This window comes from Mesorhizobium sp. M00.F.Ca.ET.216.01.1.1 (assembly GCF_004010325.2).
GTDB lineage: Bacteria > Pseudomonadota > Alphaproteobacteria > Rhizobiales > Rhizobiaceae > Mesorhizobium.
Genome location: NZ_SADR02000012.1, coordinates 43530 through 62947, shown reverse-complemented (window position 1 = coordinate 62947; position 19418 = coordinate 43530). Strand labels below are relative to the sequence as shown.

The 19418-nt window shown below is 63.5% G+C and carries 25 protein-coding genes; 17 read left to right on the top strand and 8 right to left on the bottom strand.

Annotation, left to right across the window (positions count from 1 at the left end; genetic code table 11):
• The first annotated feature begins 225 nt into the window (after positions 1 to 225).
• Together EN859_RS16995 and EN859_RS16990 are read left to right on the top strand one after the other, a co-directional pair.
• Positions 226 to 1389: an IS4 family transposase gene (locus tag EN859_RS16995; protein WP_127854051.1), complete on the top strand. Its 1164-nt coding sequence runs from the start codon at positions 226 to 228 to the stop codon at positions 1387 to 1389.
• Between the two features lie 247 nt (positions 1390 to 1636).
• Entirely contained in the window at positions 1637 to 2251 is a 615-nt protein-coding gene (locus tag EN859_RS16990) for a nucleoside triphosphate hydrolase (RefSeq protein WP_127854050.1), read from the top strand.
• A 136-nt stretch (positions 2252 to 2387) separates the two neighbouring features.
• Here the strand turns inward: EN859_RS16990 and EN859_RS38125 are convergent, their stop codons facing one another.
• From EN859_RS38125 to EN859_RS16970, 4 genes are all read right to left on the bottom strand, one after another.
• Entirely contained in the window at positions 2388 to 2696 is a 309-nt protein-coding gene (locus EN859_RS38125; protein WP_189502025.1) for a hypothetical protein, read from the bottom strand.
• A gap of 31 nt (positions 2697 to 2727) precedes the next feature.
• Positions 2728 to 3432: a glutathione S-transferase N-terminal domain-containing protein gene (locus EN859_RS16980; protein ID WP_127854048.1), complete on the bottom strand. Its 705-nt coding sequence runs from the start codon at positions 3430 to 3432 to the stop codon at positions 2728 to 2730.
• A 140-nt stretch (positions 3433 to 3572) separates the two neighbouring features.
• Positions 3573 to 4781: a beta-ketoacyl-[acyl-carrier-protein] synthase family protein gene (locus tag EN859_RS16975; protein WP_127854047.1), complete on the bottom strand. Its 1209-nt coding sequence runs from the start codon at positions 4779 to 4781 to the stop codon at positions 3573 to 3575.
• Between the two features lie 4 nt (positions 4782 to 4785).
• Positions 4786 to 5040 carry an acyl carrier protein gene (locus EN859_RS16970; protein WP_126057058.1) on the bottom strand — a complete coding sequence of 85 codons (255 nt, stop codon included), beginning with the start codon at positions 5038 to 5040 and terminating at the stop codon, positions 4786 to 4788.
• Between the two features lie 203 nt (positions 5041 to 5243).
• On the opposite strand from EN859_RS16970, the gene EN859_RS16965 reads away from it, so the two are divergent.
• The 5 genes from EN859_RS16965 to EN859_RS16945 are packed head-to-tail and all read left to right on the top strand — an operon-like array spanning position 5244 to position 7639.
• Positions 5244 to 6086, top strand: coding sequence for an urease accessory protein UreD (locus EN859_RS16965; RefSeq protein ID WP_189502023.1), 843 nt, complete (start codon positions 5244 to 5246; stop codon positions 6084 to 6086).
• A 28-nt stretch (positions 6087 to 6114) separates the two neighbouring features.
• Positions 6115 to 6417 carry an urease subunit gamma gene (locus EN859_RS16960; protein WP_023693076.1) on the top strand — a complete coding sequence of 101 codons (303 nt, stop codon included), beginning with the start codon at positions 6115 to 6117 and terminating at the stop codon, positions 6415 to 6417.
• 25 nt (positions 6418 to 6442) lie between these two features.
• Positions 6443 to 6700 carry a DUF1272 domain-containing protein gene (locus tag EN859_RS16955; protein WP_127854046.1) on the top strand — a complete coding sequence of 86 codons (258 nt, stop codon included), beginning with the start codon at positions 6443 to 6445 and terminating at the stop codon, positions 6698 to 6700.
• A 31-nt stretch (positions 6701 to 6731) separates the two neighbouring features.
• Positions 6732 to 7325 (top strand): HupE/UreJ family protein, encoded by a 594-nt coding sequence (locus tag EN859_RS16950; protein WP_127854045.1) that lies wholly within the window; start codon positions 6732 to 6734, stop codon positions 7323 to 7325.
• Between the two features lie 8 nt (positions 7326 to 7333).
• Positions 7334 to 7639, top strand: coding sequence for an urease subunit beta (locus EN859_RS16945; RefSeq protein WP_127854044.1), 306 nt, complete (start codon positions 7334 to 7336; stop codon positions 7637 to 7639).
• 23 nt (positions 7640 to 7662) lie between these two features.
• Here the strand turns inward: EN859_RS16945 and EN859_RS16940 are convergent, their stop codons facing one another.
• Together EN859_RS16940 and EN859_RS16935 are read right to left on the bottom strand one after the other, a co-directional pair.
• Positions 7663 to 8157 (bottom strand): hypothetical protein, encoded by a 495-nt coding sequence (locus tag EN859_RS16940; protein ID WP_127854043.1) that lies wholly within the window; start codon positions 8155 to 8157, stop codon positions 7663 to 7665.
• Positions 8158 to 8283: 126 nt separating this feature from the next.
• Positions 8284 to 8670, bottom strand: a complete 387-nt coding sequence (locus tag EN859_RS16935) for a hypothetical protein (RefSeq protein WP_127854042.1) — start codon at positions 8668 to 8670, stop codon at positions 8284 to 8286.
• A gap of 164 nt (positions 8671 to 8834) precedes the next feature.
• On the opposite strand from EN859_RS16935, the gene ureC reads away from it, so the two are divergent.
• The 7 genes from ureC to EN859_RS16900 all read left to right on the top strand — a co-directional run bounded on the left by ureC (position 8835) and on the right by EN859_RS16900 (position 14689).
• The gene (gene ureC / locus EN859_RS16930; RefSeq protein WP_189502046.1) at positions 8835 to 10550 is read left to right on the top strand and encodes an urease subunit alpha; all 1716 of its coding nucleotides are present in this window, start codon (positions 8835 to 8837) and stop codon (positions 10548 to 10550) included.
• A gap of 143 nt (positions 10551 to 10693) precedes the next feature.
• Entirely contained in the window at positions 10694 to 11287 is a 594-nt protein-coding gene (locus tag EN859_RS16925) for a hypothetical protein (protein WP_127854040.1), read from the top strand.
• 178 nt (positions 11288 to 11465) lie between these two features.
• On the top strand, positions 11466 to 12083 hold the full coding sequence (locus EN859_RS16920; protein WP_127854039.1) for an urease accessory protein UreE: 618 nt from the start codon (positions 11466 to 11468) through the stop codon (positions 12081 to 12083).
• Positions 12076 to 12744, top strand: coding sequence for an urease accessory protein UreF (locus EN859_RS16915; protein WP_127854038.1), 669 nt, complete (start codon positions 12076 to 12078; stop codon positions 12742 to 12744). The genes EN859_RS16920 and EN859_RS16915 overlap by 8 nt, the downstream gene beginning before the upstream one ends.
• Entirely contained in the window at positions 12741 to 13181 is a 441-nt protein-coding gene (locus tag EN859_RS16910; protein ID WP_127854037.1) for a DUF3995 domain-containing protein, read from the top strand. Before EN859_RS16915 ends, EN859_RS16910 begins: the two co-directional genes overlap by 4 nt.
• Positions 13178 to 13810 (top strand): urease accessory protein UreG, encoded by a 633-nt coding sequence (ureG, locus tag EN859_RS16905; RefSeq protein ID WP_127854036.1) that lies wholly within the window; start codon positions 13178 to 13180, stop codon positions 13808 to 13810. The genes EN859_RS16910 and ureG overlap by 4 nt, the downstream gene beginning before the upstream one ends.
• A 111-nt stretch (positions 13811 to 13921) precedes the next feature.
• Positions 13922 to 14689 carry a class II aldolase and adducin N-terminal domain-containing protein gene (locus EN859_RS16900; RefSeq protein ID WP_127854035.1) on the top strand — a complete coding sequence of 256 codons (768 nt, stop codon included), beginning with the start codon at positions 13922 to 13924 and terminating at the stop codon, positions 14687 to 14689.
• 53 nt (positions 14690 to 14742) lie between these two features.
• Here EN859_RS16900 and EN859_RS16895 read toward each other — a convergent pair whose 3' ends face one another.
• Positions 14743 to 15375: an HAD family phosphatase gene (locus tag EN859_RS16895; RefSeq protein WP_127854034.1), complete on the bottom strand. Its 633-nt coding sequence runs from the start codon at positions 15373 to 15375 to the stop codon at positions 14743 to 14745.
• A 250-nt stretch (positions 15376 to 15625) separates the two neighbouring features.
• Here EN859_RS16895 and EN859_RS16890 point away from each other — a divergent pair, with 250 nt between their 5' ends.
• Positions 15626 to 16588, top strand: coding sequence for a sugar-binding transcriptional regulator (locus EN859_RS16890; protein WP_127854033.1), 963 nt, complete (start codon positions 15626 to 15628; stop codon positions 16586 to 16588).
• Positions 16589 to 16622: 34 nt separating this feature from the next.
• Here EN859_RS16890 and EN859_RS16885 read toward each other — a convergent pair whose 3' ends face one another.
• Positions 16623 to 16808, bottom strand: a complete 186-nt coding sequence (locus EN859_RS16885) for a hypothetical protein (RefSeq protein WP_127854032.1) — start codon at positions 16806 to 16808, stop codon at positions 16623 to 16625.
• Between the two features lie 110 nt (positions 16809 to 16918).
• On the opposite strand from EN859_RS16885, the gene gcvA reads away from it, so the two are divergent.
• Entirely contained in the window at positions 16919 to 17827 is a 909-nt protein-coding gene (gene gcvA / locus EN859_RS16880) for a transcriptional regulator GcvA (protein WP_127854031.1), read from the top strand.
• A 209-nt stretch (positions 17828 to 18036) separates the two neighbouring features.
• Positions 18037 to 19347, top strand: coding sequence for a sugar ABC transporter substrate-binding protein (locus EN859_RS16875; RefSeq protein WP_127854030.1), 1311 nt, complete (start codon positions 18037 to 18039; stop codon positions 19345 to 19347).
• The last annotated feature ends 71 nt before the right edge of the window (positions 19348 to 19418 follow it).

The window sequence follows — 19418 nt, the reverse complement described above, 5'->3', positions numbered from 1 at the left end:
CCTGGGATCCATGCCGTAACATCAGCCGAAGAACGCCGCGGTGCAGAATGAAGCCGATCTGTAGCGATCCTTCGCGCCCCTCTCTGTCCTGCCGGACATCTCCCCCACAAGGCAGGGCTGTCCGGGGAAAGTTTGAGGTGAATCGAATTGCCGCATGCGCATGCCCCGCAAGACGGGGTTTTTCCGTCTACCTTCTGGTTGTCGAGACTCAGAAAGGGACGGGGCATGCACTTTAGGCCTAGCATTCTTGGCAAGCTGGTTGAACCGCTCAATCGGCGCCGCTTCCAGACGATTGTGGATAGCCACGACGGGGACGCCTACGACAAGTCGTTCCACCGTTGGGACCATCTCATGGTGCTGATCTATGCGCAGTTGAGCGGCGCTGACACCCTGCGCGGCCTGGAGGCCGGCTGGAATGCCAACTGCCAGCATCATTATCACCTGGGCAGCGATCGGCTGAGCCGCTCGACCTTGTCGGATGCCAACCGGCGCCGCCCCGTCGGCGTGTTTGCCGAGACCTTCGACCTCCTCGCCAACCAGCTCGACCGGCACACGCGCCGCGAAGGCGCGGCCATGCTGCGGCGGATCGATTCCACGCCCATCCCGCTCGGCAAGGCCTGCGCCTGGGCCAAGTCGAACGGCCGCATCCGCGGCATGAAGCTGCATGTCGTGTACGACCCCGACAGCGACTGCCCGCGCGTCCTCGACATCACCGATGTCAATGTCAACGATGCCCAGATCGGCCGCACGATCACCATCGAGACCGGCGCCACCTATGTGTTCGACAAGGGCTATTGCCATTACGGCTGGTGGACGGCGATTGCCGCAGCCGAAGCCTTCTTCGTCACCCGGCCCAAATCCAACATGGGGCTCGAGGTGCTCAGCAACCGCCCTGTCGAGGTCGCGCAAGGCGACGGCTTCACCGTTCTCGAAGACGCCGAGGTGAGCCTTGCCAGCAAGAGCCACCGCAAGCTGCCGATTCCACTGCGACGCCTCACCGTGCAGCGCCGGGACGGCGACACCATCACGCTTCTGAGCAACGATCTCCAGCGCTCCGCCGTCGAGATCGCAGCCCTCTACAAGGGCCGCTGGCAGATCGAGCTGTTGTTCCGCTGGATCAAGCAGCACCTGAAGATCCGCAAGTTCCTCGGCACCAACGACAACGCCATCCGTCTGCAGCTCTTCGCCGCCATGATCGCCTACGCGCTGCTGCGCATCGCCGCCTGCGCCTGTCGCATTGCCATGCCCATCCTCAGGTTCACCGATCTGGTCGCCCGATGTCTCTTCGAGCGACGAAATATCGCCGCCATCGACAAACCGCCGCCCGTCAACCCAAGTCAGCGCAGGCCCACTTCCTCTCCAAACCAGATGAGCTTCATCTATGCGTGACTTTCCCCGGACAGCCCTGCCCACAAGGGGGGAGATTGGCCGTCATCTCCGCTTTCGCCAATCTCCGACATTGCAAGAAGAACGCCGACCGAGCGAGCTGCCAATCTCCCCCCTTGTGGGGGAGATGTTCGGCAGGACAGAGAGGGGCGCTGTCCCTCCGGCGTCTCAAAGATTCTGCACCGCGGCGGTTTGAAATTTGCGCCAACTGCCGCCAAGATGCGGCCGGAATTGTCACGCGGAATCACTCATGTCCGAGATCGCCCATATCGCTGCCGCCATCTTCAAGCGTGCCGGCAAGGCGCAGCGCGTCATCGTCGCCATCGCCGGCCCTCCGGGTGCCGGCAAGTCGACGCTGTCGGCGAAACTGCATGATTTGCTGCCAGAGGCGGAAGTGGTGCCGATGGATGGTTTCCACTACGACGATATCGTGCTCGATCAGCGCGGCCTTCGCTCGCGAAAAGGGGCCCCGGAAACCTTTGACTTTGCCGGCTTCGAGACCTTGCTGAAGCGCATCCGCGCCGGCGAGCCCGACATTGCCATCCCGGTGTTCGACCGCAGCATGGAATTGTCGCGCGCCGCCGCCGCGATCGTCGCCGCCGACACCAAGTTCATCCTGGTCGAGGGCAATTACCTGCTGCTCGACGAGGAGCCATGGTCGCGATTGGCGCCGCTGTTCGATTTCACGATTTTCGTCGATGTGCCGCGCGCCGAGCTTGAGCGCCGTTTGCTGGAGCGATGGCACGGCCACGGCCGTTCCGACGAGGACGCCCGCGCCTGGATCGCCTCCAACGACATGCCCAACATCGACCGCGTGCTTGCCCGCCGGCGGCCCGCCGATCTGGTGATCGGCGATCACCTCTGATTTGCAGGAAAATTCGACGGGAACCTTAAGATTTTCAGGCCGTTATCATCGATACGGCAATTATGCTGACATGCTGAGGGAATGGTCTGATGGTAACCAAGGCAAGAAAGCCTGCGCCCGGCAAGGGCAGGGCAGTTCAATCGAAGACAGGCGCCGGTCCCGCAACGGCGGCGCGTTCCAAGGATGCAAAACCCACTTTCGGCAAGGCGGCGCCCAAGAAGGTGATGCCGGCTGCAGCAGCAGCGGCAAAAACCGGCAAGCGCAGAAAGCCGGCAACGGGTAGTGAGTCGATGGCAGACAGTGCAATGCGCACGGTCAGGACAACAGCCAATGTTGCGGCCGGTGCGGTTGTTGCAACTGCCAGAAGGGCCGCGTCTCTGGCTGCCTCTGCCATGGGCAAGCGCGGCTCAAAGCCCAAGTCCAAGTCCAAGGCAAAATAGGCCAAGCCGCCTTCGCGCGGCTTTAGCCTGTTCTGACTAGTTCCTGGCAGGAATGTTGAGGCCTTTTTGAACCGCCGGGCGGGCAAGGCCACGCTCCAGCCATGCCGCCACGGTTGGGAAATCATCGAAGCCGACAAGCTCCCTCGCCTCGTAGAAGCCGATCAGGTTGCGCACCCAGCCGAGCATCGAGATGTCGGCGATGGTGTAATCGTCGTCCATGATCCAGGTGCGACCCTTCAGCCTGGTTTCGAGCACGCCGATCAGCCGCCGCGATTCGTCGCGATAGCGCTCCAGCGGGCGCTTGTCGGCGATCTCGCGCCCGGCGAATTTGTGGAAGAAGCCGACCTGTCCGAACATCGGGCCGATGAACGCCATCTGGAAGAACACCCACTGGATCGTCTCGTAGCGCCGTGCGGGATCGGCGGGGATCAGCTTGCCGGTCTTGTCGGTGAGATAGAGCAGGATGGCGCCGGATTCGAACAGGCCGATCGGCTTGCCGCCCGGACCATTCGGGTCGATGATCGCCGGTATCTTGCCGTTGGGGTTCAGCGACAGGAATTCCGGCGTCCAGCTTTCATTCTTGCCGATGTTCACCGCATGCGCCTCGTAGGGCAGGCCGAGTTCTTCCAGCGCGATCGACACTTTCACCCCGTTCGGCGTCGGAAACGAATAGAGCTGGATGCGATCGGGGTGGCGGGCCGGCCAGCGCGCGGCGATCGGAAAGGCGGACAGGTCGGTCATCGAAAACTCCTGGTCGGGGATTTTGCGCGCAACGGCACGGGCGTGCCGGGTCGCAGAGAACTAGGCGCGGCAACGGTCGCGATCAATAAGCCGGGCGAAAACTTTCGCCGTATCCGGATGATGGCCGGAATGAATTCCGGTCAGACCGCCTTGAACGCCAGCACCGCATTGGTGCCGCCGAAGGCAAACCCGTTGCTGAGCGCGACGCGCACCTTGCGCTCGCGCGCAACGTTGGGCGTGATATCGAGATCGCAATCGGCGTCGGCCTCACGAAAATTGGCCGTCGGCGGCACGATGCCTTCGCGGATCGCCATCACGCAGGCAATCAGCTCCAGGCCGCCCGAGGCGCCAAGGCAGTGGGCATGCATCGACTTGGTCGACGAGATCGAAAGCTTGTAGGCATGGTCGCCGAAGACACGCTTGATCGCTGCCGTTTCGATCTGGTCGTTGGCCTTGGTGCCGGTGCCATGCGCATTGAGATAGTCGACGTCTTCCGGATTGAGCTGAGCGTCGACGAGGCAGAAGCGCATCGCCGCTTCCGGCCCTTCGATGGTCGGCGCGACAATGTCGGACGCATCGCCGGAAAGGCCGGCGCCGGCGACCTCGGCAAGGATGGTGGCGCCGCGCGCCATGGCATGCTCGTAAGTCTCCAGCACCACCATGCCGGCGCCTTCGCCGAGCACCAGGCCTTGGCGATCGGCCGAAAACGGCCGGCAGGTGTCGGGCGACAGCACCCGCAGTGCCTCCCAGCCTTTCAGGATACCCCAGACCAGCGGCGCGTCGGTGCCGCCCGCGACCATGACGTCGGCGCGGCCGAGCCTGATCTGGTCGACCGCCGAGGCAATGGCGTGGTTGGACGACGAGCAGGCCGAGGTGACGCCGAAGACCGGTCCGCGCAGGCCGAGATTCATGCTGACATGGCCGGCGGCGGCACCGGGCATCACTTTCGGCACGGTGAAGATGCCGGCGCGGTTCCTCTTGTCGATCAGGATGGCGCGATAATTTTCTTCGATCGCCTCCCAGCCGCAAACGCCGACGCCGACGATGGTGCCCATCCGGTAGGTGTTGGCTGCGTGCGAGGTCAACCCCGCCTGCTGCGCGGCCTCCCGTGCCGCGATCGTCGCCAGAAGGCTGAAGCGATCCATCGACACCAGCTGCTTGCGATCGATGCCATGATCGGGCAGCGCCTTGATTTCGCAGCCGACCTTGACCTTCAGGTCATGCAGCAGCGGATTGTCGATCGGGCCGATGGCCGAGCGGCCGGCCCGCATTTCGCTCCAGATCGCCGACGCATTGGTGCCGAGCCCGCATATTCCGCCGATGCCGGTGATGACGACGCGCTTTTGCATTCAGTTAGGCTTTTTTCGCGATCAGAGCGCGAACCGCCTCGACCATGTCGCCGACATTCTTCAGATTGCTCCAGGCATCGACCGTGTTCATCTCGATCTCGATGCCATACTGTTCCTCGAGATCGAAGATGATCTCCGTCAGTTCCAGCGAATGGATGCCCAGCGCGGTCAATTCGGTATTGGTGGTGATTTCTTCGCCGCCAGGCTCGGCATGAGCCTTGATCTTGGCGATGATTTCCGTTGCCAGCTGGTCAGCCATTCGGTTTCTTCCCCAACTTTGTCGTTTCCCGACGCCAACTGATCAGCGCCCCTTTGTCCCCGGATTCCAATCGTCGTCGTCGCCCTTTACCCCGCCAGACGCTGCATGATCGTTCCAAGGTGGCTCCCTCTATAGAAACCGAAACGCTGTCAAGCAACAAGCTATATATCGACAAAGCCGGCGCAGTGCTTAACGATGGCGTCGTGGACACGATCGAACATAGCCTGACTTCGGCGCTGCCGGCCCAACGCGTCGCCGGAATGGCGCGGCTTGTTTGCGCCAACAGTGGTGGTCGCACGCGGCTCCAGCAACTTTATCAGGACGGCTCCGCCAAGATCCGCATGCCGGCGGTCTCGGCCGATCCGCTGCAAGCCGTCCTGATCAACACCGCCGGCGGGTTGACCGGCGGCGACCGCCTTGGCTGGGAGATCGATGTAGGCGCCGGCGCCTCAGCCACTGTAACGACCCAGGCTTGCGAGAAGATCTACCGCGCCGCGTCCGACCGCGCCGAGGTGCGGGTGAGGCTGAGCGTCGGCGGGCATGGTCGCATTGCCTGGCTGCCGCAGGAGACCATCGTCTTTGATCGCTCGGCCTTTGCCCGCACGCTCGACGTCGAACTGGCCGCCAGCGCCGAGGCATTGCTGCTGGAGGCCACCGTCTTCGGTCGCCTTGCCATGGGCGAACAGGCAAAGCATGGCAGCTTTCATGACCGCTGGCGCGTCAACCAGGGCGGGGCGCTCGTCCACGCCGAGGACTTTCGCATCGGGCCAGGCATTGCAGCCACCCTTGGCCGCCCGGCGGTGGCGGGCGGCGCCATCGCCATGGCGACGCTGCTGATGGTTTCGCCGCGGGCGGAGGCTCTGCTTGACCCGACCCGCGAGATCATCGGCAGCCAGGGCGACGCCAGCTTCTGGAGCGTGAAGAAATCTGGCAAGCTTCTTGCGAGGCTTTTCGCCACGGACGGCTACCAGCTTCGCAAACGGCTGGTTCCGCTCGTCGAATTGCTCAATGGGCAGGCGGGCCTGCCCAAATTATGGTCACTTTGATTCCGATTATGCTACTCCAGGGAAGCGCATGAACCTGACGCCAAGGGAAAAGGACAAGCTGCTCATCGCCATGGCGGCGATCGTGGCACGCAAGCGGCTCGAACGCGGCGTCAAGCTCAACCATCCGGAGGCGATCGCGCTGATCACCGATTTCGTCGTCGAAGGCGCCCGCGATGGCCGTCCGGTCGCCGAGCTGATGGAGGCCGGCGCCCATGTCGTTACCCGCGCGCAGGTGATGGAAGGTATCGCCGAGATGATCCACGACGTGCAGGTCGAAGCGACGTTTCCCGACGGCACCAAGCTGGTGACCGTGCACGAACCGATAAGGTGACACGAACGTAGGTGAGGAGAGGAAGATGCTGGAACTGCGCCCAAATTGCGAATGTTGCGACAAGGACCTGCCGCCGGAGGCGACGGATGCGATGATCTGCACCTTCGAGTGCACCTTCTGTGCCGATTGCGCGGAAAATGTGCTGGGCGGCGTCTGCCCCAATTGCGGCGGCAATTTTTCGACCCGTCCGATCCGCCCTGCAGCCAAGCTGAAGACATACCCCGCCTCGACAAAGCGCGTTCTCAAGGCCGAGGGCTGCGGCCCGGCCCGCAAGGTCGCGTAACCGGCATCAGCCCATAACGGAAGGCACATCGATGATCCCCGCTACGATGAAACGCACATCCCTCTCGGCGATCCTGCTGCTGGCTGCCGCGATGCCCGCCTATGCCCATGTCGGCACTGGCGCGACCTCATCTTTCACGGCAGGCTTCATGCACCCGCTTTCCGGCCTCGACCACGTGACGGCGATGATCGCGGTCGGGCTATGGGCGGCGCTCAAGGGCGGCAGGGCAGTTCTTGCGTGGCCGCTCGCCTTCGTCGGCGTCATGCTGGCCGGCGGCGGGCTCGGCATGTTGCACGTGCCTGTGCCCTTCGTCGAGCCAGCCATCCTGGCGTCCGTCGTGGCGCTCGGCCTGCTGGTTGCGCTCGCGGTCGATCTCCCTGTCTCGGCCGGTGTTGCCATCATCGGCCTGTTCGCGCTGTTCCATGGCCATGCCCATGGCGTCGAGGTGGTCGAAAATGCAGCTGGGCTTGGCTATATGGCCGGCTTTGCCTTCGCCACTGCGTTGCTCCATGCCGTCGGCATCACCGCCGGTCTTGGCCTTGGCATGCGGTTCCGCGGGTTTGCCCGCGCCGCCGGCGCTGCTTGTGCGGCGGTCGGTGTCGGCCTCGTCTTCGGCGTCTTGTGAGGTAAACAATGATCCCGGGCGAAATCATCACTGCGGACGGCGAGATCGAGCTGAACAAGGGCCTGCCGACGGTCACGATGAAGGTGGCCAACAGTGGCGACCGGCCGATCCAGGTCGGCAGCCACTACCACTTCTTCGAGACCAATGAGGGATTGAAGTTCGATCGCGACAAGGCGCGGGGCATGCGCCTCGACATCGCCGCCGGCACGGCCATGCGCTTCGAGCCGGGGCAGGAGCGCGACGTCACGCTGGTGCCGCTCGGCGGCAAGCGCGAGGTCTACGGATTTCAGCAGAAGATCATGGGCGCCTTGTGAGATCGCAGGCGTCGAATGCTGGATCAGCTGGGCGGCTTGGCAGCCGCATAGATGACGACTTTTCCCGGGGCGTCGAATTCGACCGCGAGAACGTCTTCAGTAAGGACGCGCCGCGAGTCGATAGCGTTGAACAACAATGCGTTCGCCTCGATCTCCTCGCGCAGTTCTGCAATATCGTCCTGATGTTGCTTGACCTTGGTCTCGATCGCCGGCGGCGGGCCGCCTTCCGTGCGCGCCGCATCGGCAAGGAACACGATGTCGACCTTGTCGAGCTTGGATGTCTTGCGGACGGCGGCGATGTTTTCGCGCGTCCGGTCGATCGCCGTGGTCACCTTGCGGGCTTCCGCAGCCGTGTTGGTCTTTTCCTGCCCGACCTCCGAGCCGACGATCCGGTTGATGGTATCCGGGCTTTCAAGGCTCTGCGCGTTGAGCGTCGCATGCGGAACGCTCGCCGCGACAAACGCCATCGCGGCGATCGCATGCAGCCATTTGGCGTCGGGGAAGGTGGTGATCGCCATCGCTCGCTCTCAGGACCCTTTTCGAGATTCGTTTCAGCACTAAAGAAGTCAAACGAATCCTGCCCGGCGAAGGTTCCCTCCCCGATGCGGCGGACAGGCCGGGTGCCGGCCCGCCATAGCCTGTGGTCAGCTGGCTTTCTTGGTGATCAGGGTCAGCGCGCCATTGTTGTCCAGGCTGGCGGCGATCACCTGTGCCGAGGTGAGCCCCTTGGCTTCGAGCGCGGACTTCACCTTTGGCGTCGAATCGATCGAGCCGCGCAGTTTCTGCAGGCCGGCCTCGCCACGCTGGGCGATCACCTGGTTGACCTGCGTCTGGGTGTCCTTGGGCAGCTCCGTAATGTCGACGATGTTGACGCTCTGTATGGTCGGCACGGCCGGCTGAGCATTGGGCGTCGCGGGAGCGGGAGCAGCCGGCGCCTGACCGGGCTGTTGCTGCGCGGGCTGTTGCTGGGCGCTGGCGGCGGTGGCGAGCATCACGGTGGCGGCGGCTGCGAGAAGTGTCGTTTTGCGCATGGATATTCCTTCCATCGATTTGGAAAACGGTCGATTTAGGGTGACTCCCCTACCTCAAACGGCAAATGGGATTGGAAAGTGTCGCTTAGCGGGTCATTGCGTGACGATAGGATGGCGGCAATGTGGAACAACGCCTCGTCCAGACTGGATTTCGGGAGCAATTGCTGATGGCTAGAATAACCCGCGCCGCCTATGCGCAGATGTACGGCCCGACGGTCGGCGACAAGGTGCGGCTTGCCGACACCGAACTGTTCATCGAGGTCGAAAACGATTTTACCATTCACGGCGAGGAGGTGATGTTCGGCGGCGGCAAGGTCATCCGCGACGGCATGGGTCAGAGCCAGGTGTCGCGCGCGCAAGGCGCGGTCGACACCGTCATCACCAATGCGCTGGTCGTCGACGCCACCGGCGGCATCTTCAAGGCCGATATCGGCCTCAAGGACGGCCGTATCGCCGCGATCGGCAAGGCCGGCAATCCGGATACGCAGGACGGCGTCACCATTATCATCGGCCCCGGCACCGAGATCATCGCCGGCGAAGGCAAGATCCTGACCGCCGGCGGTTTCGACGCGCATATCCATTTCATCTGCCCGCAGCAGATCGAGGAAGCGCTGATGAGCGGCATCACCACCATGCTCGGCGGCGGCACCGGACCGGCGCACGGCACGCTGGCCACCACCTGCACGCCGGGGCCGTGGCATATGGCGCGCATGATTCAGTCCTTCGACGCTTTTCCGATGAACATCGGCCTGTCCGGCAAGGGCAACGCGTCCCTGCCCGCCGCACTCGAGGAGATGGTGCTCGCCGGCGCCTGTTCGCTGAAGTTGCATGAGGACTGGGGCACGACGCCCGCGGCCATAGACTGCTGCCTGTCGGTCGCCGACGACTACGACGTGCAGGTGATGATCCACACCGACACGCTGAACGAGTCGGGCTTTGTCGAGAACACGGTCGCCGCCATCAAGGGCCGCACCATCCACGCCTTCCACACCGAGGGCGCCGGCGGCGGCCATGCGCCTGATATCATCAAGGTTTGCGGCCTGCCCAACGTCATCCCGTCCTCGACCAACCCGACGCGGCCCTACACGGTCAACACGCTGGCCGAGCACCTCGATATGCTGATGGTCTGCCATCATCTGTCGCCGTCGATACCCGAAGACATTGCCTTTGCCGAAAGCCGCATCCGCAAGGAGACCATCGCCGCCGAAGACATCCTGCACGACATCGGCGCCTTCTCGATCATCTCTTCGGACTCGCAGGCCATGGGCCGCGTCGGCGAAGTGGCGATCCGCTGCTGGCAGACGGCCGACAAGATGAAGCGCCAGCGTGGGTCGCTGCCGCAGGAGACCGGCGACAACGACAATTTCCGCGTCCGCCGCTATATCGCCAAATACACGATCAATCCGGCCATCGCCCACGGTCTGTCGCAGGAAATCGGCTCGGTGGCGGTCGGCAAGCGCGCCGACCTGGTGCTGTGGAATCCGGCCTTCTTCGGCGTCAAGCCGGAGATGGTGCTGGTTGGCGGCATGATCGCCGCCGCTCCGATGGGCGATCCCAACGCTTCGATCCCGACGCCGCAGCCGATGCACTACCGGCCGATGTTCGGCGCCTACGGCAAGGCATTGACCAATTCGTCGGTGACCTTCGTTTCAAGGGCCGCGCTCGATGCCGGCCTGCGCGACAGGCTTGGCGTCGACAAGCAGATGGTCGCGGTCGAGAACACCCGCGGCGGCATCGGCAAGCATTCGATGGTGCTCAACGACGCCACGCCGCACGTCGAAGTCGACCCCGAGACCTACGAGGTCCGCGCCGACGGCGAACTCCTGACCTGTGAGCCGGCGACCGTGCTGCCGATGGCGCAGCGGTACTTTCTGTTCTAACCCAGCGCAGTAGAGCCTCATCCAGACGGAAACAGGAGTGGGACTCCACCTCCTTTTTTTATCATGATCTCTTCCGAAGACCCGATTCCACTTTTCGGGATCATGGTCTAGAACGCCGATGCAGAACATGCCGCAATAGGCCGATGGAACAGCAGCTCGCCTCCGTCCACGACATCTTCCCGCATATCCGCATCGTCATGGGCATGGTGATCGGCCTCGGCGTCACCCGCCTGCTGTCGGGGCTCGCCCGCATCATCCAGCATCCAGGCCAGTATCGGCTCTACCTTGTGCATCTGGCCTGGGTCGGCTCTGTGCTTCTGATGCTGGTGCATTTCTGGTGGTGGGAGTTCGGCCTCTACGCCCTCCAGACCTGGACCTTCGGCAAATACTTGTTCATCATCTTCTACGCGGTCACGTTGTTCATGCTCTGCGCGCTGCTGTTCCCGGATTCGATGCTGGACTACACCAGCTACGAGGATTTCTTCTACTCGCGCCGCGTCTGGTTCTTCGGCCTGCTGGGTGCGACCTATCTGCTCGATGTGGTCGACACGATGCTGAAAGGGCCGGAGCATTTTGCCCGCTTCGGCGTCGAGTACCTGATCCGCACGCCGGTTTTCGCCACGCTTTGCATTGTCGCGATCCTGGTGCGCGACCGCCGCTTTCACATCGCCTTTGTCGCCGCCACGCTCATCTACCAGATATCGTTTATCCTGCGGCTCTTCGACACCATCGTCTGATTACAGCGCCGCGCGTCCTTTCGGACGCGCGAAGGACGCTGTAACACTCTGATTGGGCGCATGATCCCTTCCGAAATCGATTCTGATTTTCGGGGTCATGCGCTGGCATTGGGTCGATCTTGCGGATGGTCTAGGCTGCTGGCGACCGCGCCCGCACAGGCAATGGAGGATCTTTCAGATGAAGCTCGACATCCGCACCGACTTCACCAAATTCCCGCGTGCCGTCTCCGTGCTTGCCGCCGGTGAGGCGGGAACGACCGTGCCATACGACCGCGCCGTGCTTGCCCATGACGAGCGGCATCTGCGCCGCCGCGCCATCGAGACATCGAGCGGCGAAAAGGTGCTGGTCGACCTGCCCGAACCGGTCACCTTGAACGACCGCGATCGGCTGGTGCTGGAGGACGGCCGCCATATCGAGATCATCGCCGCCGAGGAGCCGCTCTACGACATCCGTGCCAGCAGCGCCGTGCATCTGGCCGAGCTCGCCTGGCATATCGGCAACCGTCACCTCGCGGCCGCCATCGAGGCGAACCGCATCCTCATCCTGCGTGACCATGTCATCAAGGCGATGCTGGAGGGGCTGGGCGCTACGGTGAGCGACGTTTCGGAGCCGTTCAAGCCGGTGCGCGGCGCTTATTCCGGGCACGGCGGGCACAGTCACGATCACGGTCAAGCGCATGCGGAGGCGCATTCGCACAGCCACGCTGAAGCGCATTCCCATACACACAGCGAATCGCATTCTCACTCGCACAGCCACTCTCACGACCATGATGGCCATGACCACAATCATGACTGACCAGCCATCGAATATCGCCTTGCTGCGGCTGATGGCATGGCTGTCGCCGTCCTTCCCGGTCGGCGGTTTTTCCTACAGTCACGGTCTCGAGCGCGCCGTGCATGACGGACTGGTTGCCGATAGCAAAGATCTCGCCGCATGGCTGGAGACGCTGGTCGAGATGGGTTCGGGCTGGAACGATGCGGTGCTGTTTGCCGAAAGCTGGCGCCGCGCCCGTGAAGGCGGCGATCTTTGCCAGGCCGCGGCACTCGCCGAGGCGCTGGCCGGCTCTCGCGAGCGCCATGCCGAAACCATGCTGCAGGGCGCGGCCTTCCTCAAGGCTGCGGCGGCCTGGAAACCGGTGCTCGGACCCTTGCCAGCCGAGTGCCCCTATTGCGTCGCCGTCGGCGCAATTGCCGGCGGCAACGCGATTGCCCTGCAGGACGCACTGTCGGCCTTCCTGCAAGCCTTCTTCTCCAATCTCGTCCAGGCAGCGATCAGGCTCGGCGTGGTCGGCCAAAGCGGAGCGACCGCGCTGCTCGCTGGCTTCGAGCCGCTGGCGCTCAGCGTTGCCGCCCGTGCTGCCGGCTCGACGCTTGACGATCTCGGCGGCTGCGCCTTCATCTCGGATATCATGGCGATGAAGCACGAAACCCAGTATTCGCGGTTGTTCCGCTCATGATCGTCCTGGCCTTCGCGCTCTCCTTCGTCCTGCTGCTGATCACCACGATGCATGTTTATTGGGGCATCGGTGGTATCTGGCCGGGCAGGGACGCCGCCTCTTGCGCCCGCGCAGTGGTCGGCGTTCGCGGCATCGACGAGATGCCGACGCCCTTCGCCTGCTTTGCCGTTGCCGCCTGTCTGGCCCTGGCAACGCTATGGCCGATGGCGCTCGAAGGCATCTTTGCCACGCCCTTTCCCAAGGCCGGGCTCGCCGCCACATCGCTGCTCATCGCGCTGGTCTTCCTGGCGCGCGGTATAGCCGGCTTCACGCCGTGGTGGCGCCGGCTAACGCCGGAGCAACCTTTCGCGCGGCTCGATCTGCGTTATTATTCGCCGCTCTGCCTGTTGATCGGGCTTGGCTTCGCCGTTCTTGCCATTACGGAGTTCCCCACATGACACAAGCCAACGGTCCTCTTCGCATCGGCATCGGCGGCCCCGTCGGCTCCGGCAAGACGACGCTCACCGAAAAGCTCTGCAAGGCACTGCGCGACGAGTTCTCGATCGCCGTCGTCACCAACGACATCTACACCAAGGAAGACGCCATGATGCTGGCCCGGCTGCAGGCGCTGCCCGAGGATCGCATCATGGGTGTTGAGACCGGCGGCTGCCCGCACACCGCCATCCGCGAGGACGCCTCGATCAACCTGCAGGCGATCGCCGAGATGACCAAAAAATTCCCGGATCTCGACATCGTCTTCATCGAATCGGGCGGCGACAACCTCGCTGCCACCTTCTCGCCCGACCTCGCCGACCTGACGCTCTATGTCATCTCCGTCTGCCAGGGCGAGGAAATCCCGCGCAAGGGTGGGCCGGCGATCACGCGGTCGGACTTCCTTGTCGTCAACAAGAGCGATCTTGCGCCCTATGTGAACGTCAATCTCGATGTCATGGAGCGCGACGCTGCCCGCATGCGCGGCAAGCGGCCATTCGGCTTCACCGATCTGTCGCGCGGCAAGGGGCTGCAGCAGGTGATCGATTTCATCATCGAGCATGGCGGGCTGCGCGCCGCACGATCTGCCGCCTGAACCCCTCGTTGGCGGCGCCTGTGGGACCTATTTGGCTCCCTGCACCAACCGAAACCGGTTGCGCGCATCTCAGGCTCGCGGCATCCTTGCGTCTTTCACGGAGTAGTGTCGATGAGCATCGCCCGCCTGCAAAAGGAACCGCTGACCAATTTGCCTTTCTACGAGGAACGCGTCGATCTCGCCGCTGCCTTCCGCTGGACGGCGCGGCTCAACATGCACGAGGCGGTAGCCAATCATTTCTCGCTGGCCGTCAACGATGACGGCACCAGATTCCTGATGAATCCCAACCAGGTGCATTTCTCCCGCATCAAGGCGAGCGACTTGCTGCTGATCGACGCCAACGATCCCGAAACGCTCTCCGGCCCGAATGCCCCCGATCCGACGGCGTGGGGCCTGCATGGCGCCATCCATCGCAATGTGCGTCATGCGCGCTGCGTCATGCATGTGCATTCGATCCACGCCACCGTGCTCGCCTCGCTCGCCGATTCCCGCCTGCCGCCGGTCGACCAGAACTCGGCGATGTTCTTCAACCGCCATGTCGTCGACGGCCACTATGGCGGGCTGGCCTTCGAGGAGGAAGGCGAACGCTGCTCGCAGCTTCTCGTCGATCCCAAGGTCAAGGTTATGGTCATGGGCAATCATGGCGTGCTGGTCATTGGCGACACCGTTGCCGACACCTTCAACCGCATGTTCTATTTCGAGCGCGCCGCCGAGACCTATATCAAGGCGCTGTGGACCGGCCGGCCGCTGCGCGTGCTTTCCGACGAAATCGCCGAGAAGGCCGCAAGCGAGATGGATGATTATCCCGGCCAGGCCGAGCGGCATCTATCCGAACTCAAGGCGATCCTAGACGAGCAGGAACCGGTCTACCGGAACTGATCGCCAATAGGAGACCTGCACCGACTCCATTGATGGATGTCAAACGGGCAGGCTCAAAGCCCGAGCTTTGCCCGCAACTCCTCGGCGCTGTTGATGACGGTCGCGCCGGGAGGCCCTTCCATCGGTGCCTCCGGCCAGAACATCGTCCTCATCCCCGCCGCCAGCCCGGCCGTGGCCCCAGTGACGCTGTCGTCGACCGCCACGGCATCGGCTGGATCGACGCCGGCCAGCCAGGCGGCGCGCAGGAAAGGCTCGGCATGCGGCTTGCCTTCGTGCACGTCATTGCGGCTGACCGTCTTCATGCCGGGATAGACGAGGCCGACCGCGCGCAGATTGGCGTCGACGATCAGCCGGTCGGAGTTGGAAACCACCGCTTGCGCCACGCCCCGTTCCCGCAGTTCGTTGAAGATCTCGATCGCGCCGGGGCGCGGCTTCAGCGTCTCGGCCAGCGGCAGATAGTGATCGTATTTGCGCACGATCCAGTCGTCGAACGGCAGGTCGAGGCCGAACTCGTCGCGCAGCATCTCGTAGACCGGCCATGCGGCGATGCCGAGCACCCGCTCATGCAGGTTGGCCGGCGCTGCGATACCGACACTATGCAGCGCCGCCACCAGCGCCGCCTCGTGCAGCGGCTCGCTGTCGACCAACGTACCGTCCATGTCCCAGAAAACTGCTTTCGGCGTCATGCGAGGCTCCTTTTGCGATCCCCTTAAAGCGTTTGTGTCCAGAGATAAACCGTCGAGCCCGCCGTCAGCGACGGTGGCAGGGGACCGAAACCACTCCCATCTTTCCGGAAATGACGGCAGCGGGACGATTGTTTCCATTGTAGATGCTTAAAGCAGCAAGCAATTGCTCCGGCGATAGACAATTGCGCGCACGCGCATTCCTTGCGACACTACGGCACTCGAATGCTCTGCGGGCTTTGGGAGGCAGGACTTGAATTTGCGGCAGGACGGCGGCAGCAACAACAGGTTGGACGAAGCGGCGCGCGCCGGCTGGCTCTATTATGTTGCCGGCAACACCCAGGACCAGATCGCCGCCACGCTCGGCATTTCGCGGCAGACGGCGCAGCGGCTGGTGTCGCTGGCGGTGTCGGAAGGGCTGATCAAGGTGCGCGTCGACCACCCGATCGCCAATTGCCTCGATCTCGCGGCGCGGCTGAAGTCGCGCTTCGCGCTCGATCTGGTTGAGGTGGTGCCGAGCGATCCTGGCTCCTCCTCCACCATCATCGGCGTCGCCGAGGCGGCCGCCGCCGAAATCGAGAGGCGATTGCGGTCGCCGACCCCCATCGTCATGGCCATCGGCACTGGGCGCACGCTGAAGGCGGCGATCGAGCAGCTGCCGCCGATGGAATGCCCGCAGCACAAGGTGGTGTCGCTGACTGGTAACATCTCGCCCGACGGCTCAGCCGCCTTCTACAACGTCATCTTCACCATGGCCGATAGGGTCAAGGCGCGCTCCTTCCCGATGCCGCTGCCGGTCATCGCCTCCTCGCCGGAGGAGCGCGAGATGCTGCTCAGCCAGCCGATGATCCAGCCGACCTTGGCGCTTGCGGCGGAGGCCGATGTCACCTTTGTCGGCATCGGCGACCTCGGCCCTAAGGCGCCGCTCTACGAGGACGGTTTCATTTCGGAGAGTGAATTGAAGGCGCTGCAGAAGGCCGGCGGCGTCGCCGAGATCGTCGGCTGGGTGTTCGACCGCGAAGGCCGCATGATCGAAGGCATCACCAACGACCGGGTTTCGTCGGCGGCGCTGCCGTCGCGCGAAAAGTCGCTGGTGATCGCCTTGGCGATGGGTGAGCGGAAACTCCCCGGCATCCTTGCTGCTGTGAACCGGCGGCTGGTCAACGGCCTCATTACCGACGAGCGGACTGCCGCCGCGCTGCTGGCGGCCGGGTGATTTCCGATAAGTTCGAGAGGTAGGTCCGGCAAGGCTATTGGCGCCGCCCGCAAGGATCGTTGCCGTCGAGGAAGCCCATGTCGCGCTGCAGATGCGGCGGCAACTCCCTGACATCGAGATAGGCTCGCTTCTTCGCCGCGTGCCGCACAAATCCACGCGCCAGCCGTGAAAACCAGCCGTGGACTGGAACTGGAAACAGTTTTTCTTGTACCGTGGTCATGATCGTCAGCCTTCGCTATGTCTAGACGAGATTGATCGTCGACCTGGAATATCGGCAGTATCGGCCCTTGCTGCCAATCAAACGTCGATCACGGCCCATAAGGAGGGCTTATGCCCGAACTGAAGGAACGTCAGGTCTCCCAGCTCCCGCCGCTTCAAGCGATCCGGGTGTTCGAGGCGGTGGCGCGGCATCTTTCCTTCACCAAGGCCGCCCAGGAACTCGGCATGACGCAGGCGGCGGCGAGCTATCAGATCAAGCTTCTGGAGGAGCGCGTCGGCGGGCCTCTGTTCATGCGTCGGCCAAAGCAGATCGTGCTGACCGAGGCGGGGCAGCGCCTGGCACCTGCGGCCAGCGAGGCGTTCGCTCTGTTGAGCGGAGCCTATGCCGCCGCGCGCACCGGTGCCGATAATCTGCTTTGTGTCTCGACGCTGCTGACCTTTGCCTCGAACTGGCTGGCGCAGCATCTCGGCTCGTTCCAGGTCGCACATCCGTCGCTGGCAGTGCGCGTCGATACGTCGAACAGGGTTGTCGATTTCGCCCGCGAGGATATCGACATCGCCATCCGCTCCGGCGGCGGCAACTGGCCGGGCGTGGAAACGCATATGCTTTTCAGGGCCGACTTCACGCCGATGCTGAGCCCGAAGCTAGCGGCGAGCATTGGCGGCGTGAAGGAGCCGGCCGATCTGCTGCGGCTGCCGATCCTCGATCCGGGCGACATCTGGTGGCGGGACTGGTTTGCCGCCGCCGGCTTGCCGGTCGACGAACTGGCCAAGCGACCCGGTACCAGCATGGGCGCACAGGCCTATGAGGCCAATGCAGCGATTGCCGGGCAAGGCGTGGCAATCGTGACCAGGGCGCTGTTCAAGGCCGAGCTTGCCGACGGCCGCTTGATTCAGCCCTTCGATCTGGTCGGCGACGACGGTCACGCCTATTGGCTGGTCTACCCGACGGCACGCCGCAACGTGCCGAAGATCCGCGCTTTTCGTGACTGGATTCTCGCCGAGATCGCCAACCAGTAGGCTGATACCCGGCCCCGGAATCCGGCATTTCGCGCCGGCAAGCCCGTCCGCACCTCTCTTTGAATTCCTCCGAAACGACTTGCGCCTGATGCGGCGCGACATCCGCTTGCTGCGCTGCAGCAACGAATCGGGCTTGACATAATTAACGCCAAGTGAGTAATTGCTCACAGCCAAGGCAAATGCTCAACTTGGTTTATGGGAGGAATTTGATGAAACTTCGCACACTCACCCTGGGCCTGTTGTCGGCCAGCGCCCTCGCGTTCGCCGCGCACGCCGAATCCATCACCATCGCCACCGTCAACAATGGCGATATGGTCCGCATGCAGAAGCTGACGGACGACTTCACCAAGAAGAACCCCGACATCCAGCTGCAGTGGGTCACGCTTGAAGAGAACGTGCTGCGCGAGCGCGTCACCACCGACATCGCCACCAAGGGTGGCCAGTACGACGTGATGACCATCGGCACCTACGAGGTTCCGATCTGGGCCAAGCAGAGCTGGCTCCTACCGCTCGACAAGCTCGGCGACGACTATGACGTCAAGGACATCATCCCGGCCATCGCCGGCGGTCTGTCGGTCGACGGCAAGCTCTACGCCGCACCCTTCTACGGCGAAAGCTCCTTCGTCATGTACCGCAAGGACCTGATGGAGAAGGCCGGATTGACCATGCCCGAGGCACCGACCTGGGATTTCATCAAGCAGGCCGCTGACAAGATGACGGACCGCGCCAATGGCGTGAACGGCGTCTGCCTGCGCGGCAAGGCCGGCTGGGGCGAGAACATGGCCTTCCTGACCGCCATGTCGAACTCGTTCGGCGCGCGCTGGTTCGATGAAAAGTGGAAGCCGCAGTTCGACCAGCCCGAATGGAAGAACACGCTGCAGTTCTATGTCGACCTGATGAAGGCCGATGGCCCCGAGGGCGCATCGTCCAACGGCTTCAACGAGAACCTGGCGCTGTTCCAGCAGGGCAAATGCGGCATGTGGATCGACGCCACTGTCGCGGCCTCCTTCGTCTCCGACCCGAAGAGCTCTAAGGTCGCCGACAAGGTTGGTTATGCGCTGGCGCCGGACAATGGCCTGGGCAAGCGCGGCAACTGGCTGTGGGCCTGGTCGCTGGCCATTCCCGCCGGCACCCAGAAGGCGGACGCCGCCGAGAAATTCGTCGCTTGGGCAACCAGCAAGGGCTACGCCGAACTCGTCGCTTCGAAGGAAGGCTGGGCCAATGCTCCGCCCGGAACGCGCTCCTCGCTCTACGCCAATCCGGAGTACCAGAAGGCAGCGCCGTTCGCCAAGATGACGCTGGACTCCATCAATGCCGCCGATCCGACGCATCCGACCGTCAAGCCGGTGCCCTATGTCGGCGTCCAGTTCGTCGCCATCCCCGAATTTCAGGGTCTTGGTACCACTGTCGGCCAGCTCTTCTCGGCGGCACTCGCCGGCCAGACGAGTGTCGACGATGCCCTGAAGCAGGCCCAGGACGCTGCCACCGCGGCGATGACCGAGGGTGGTTATATCCAGTAAGGCTCCTCCCGGTGTCGAACGCCGGTTGCCCATCATGACCGGCAACGGCCGCCCGGATCCCAGTTCGGGCG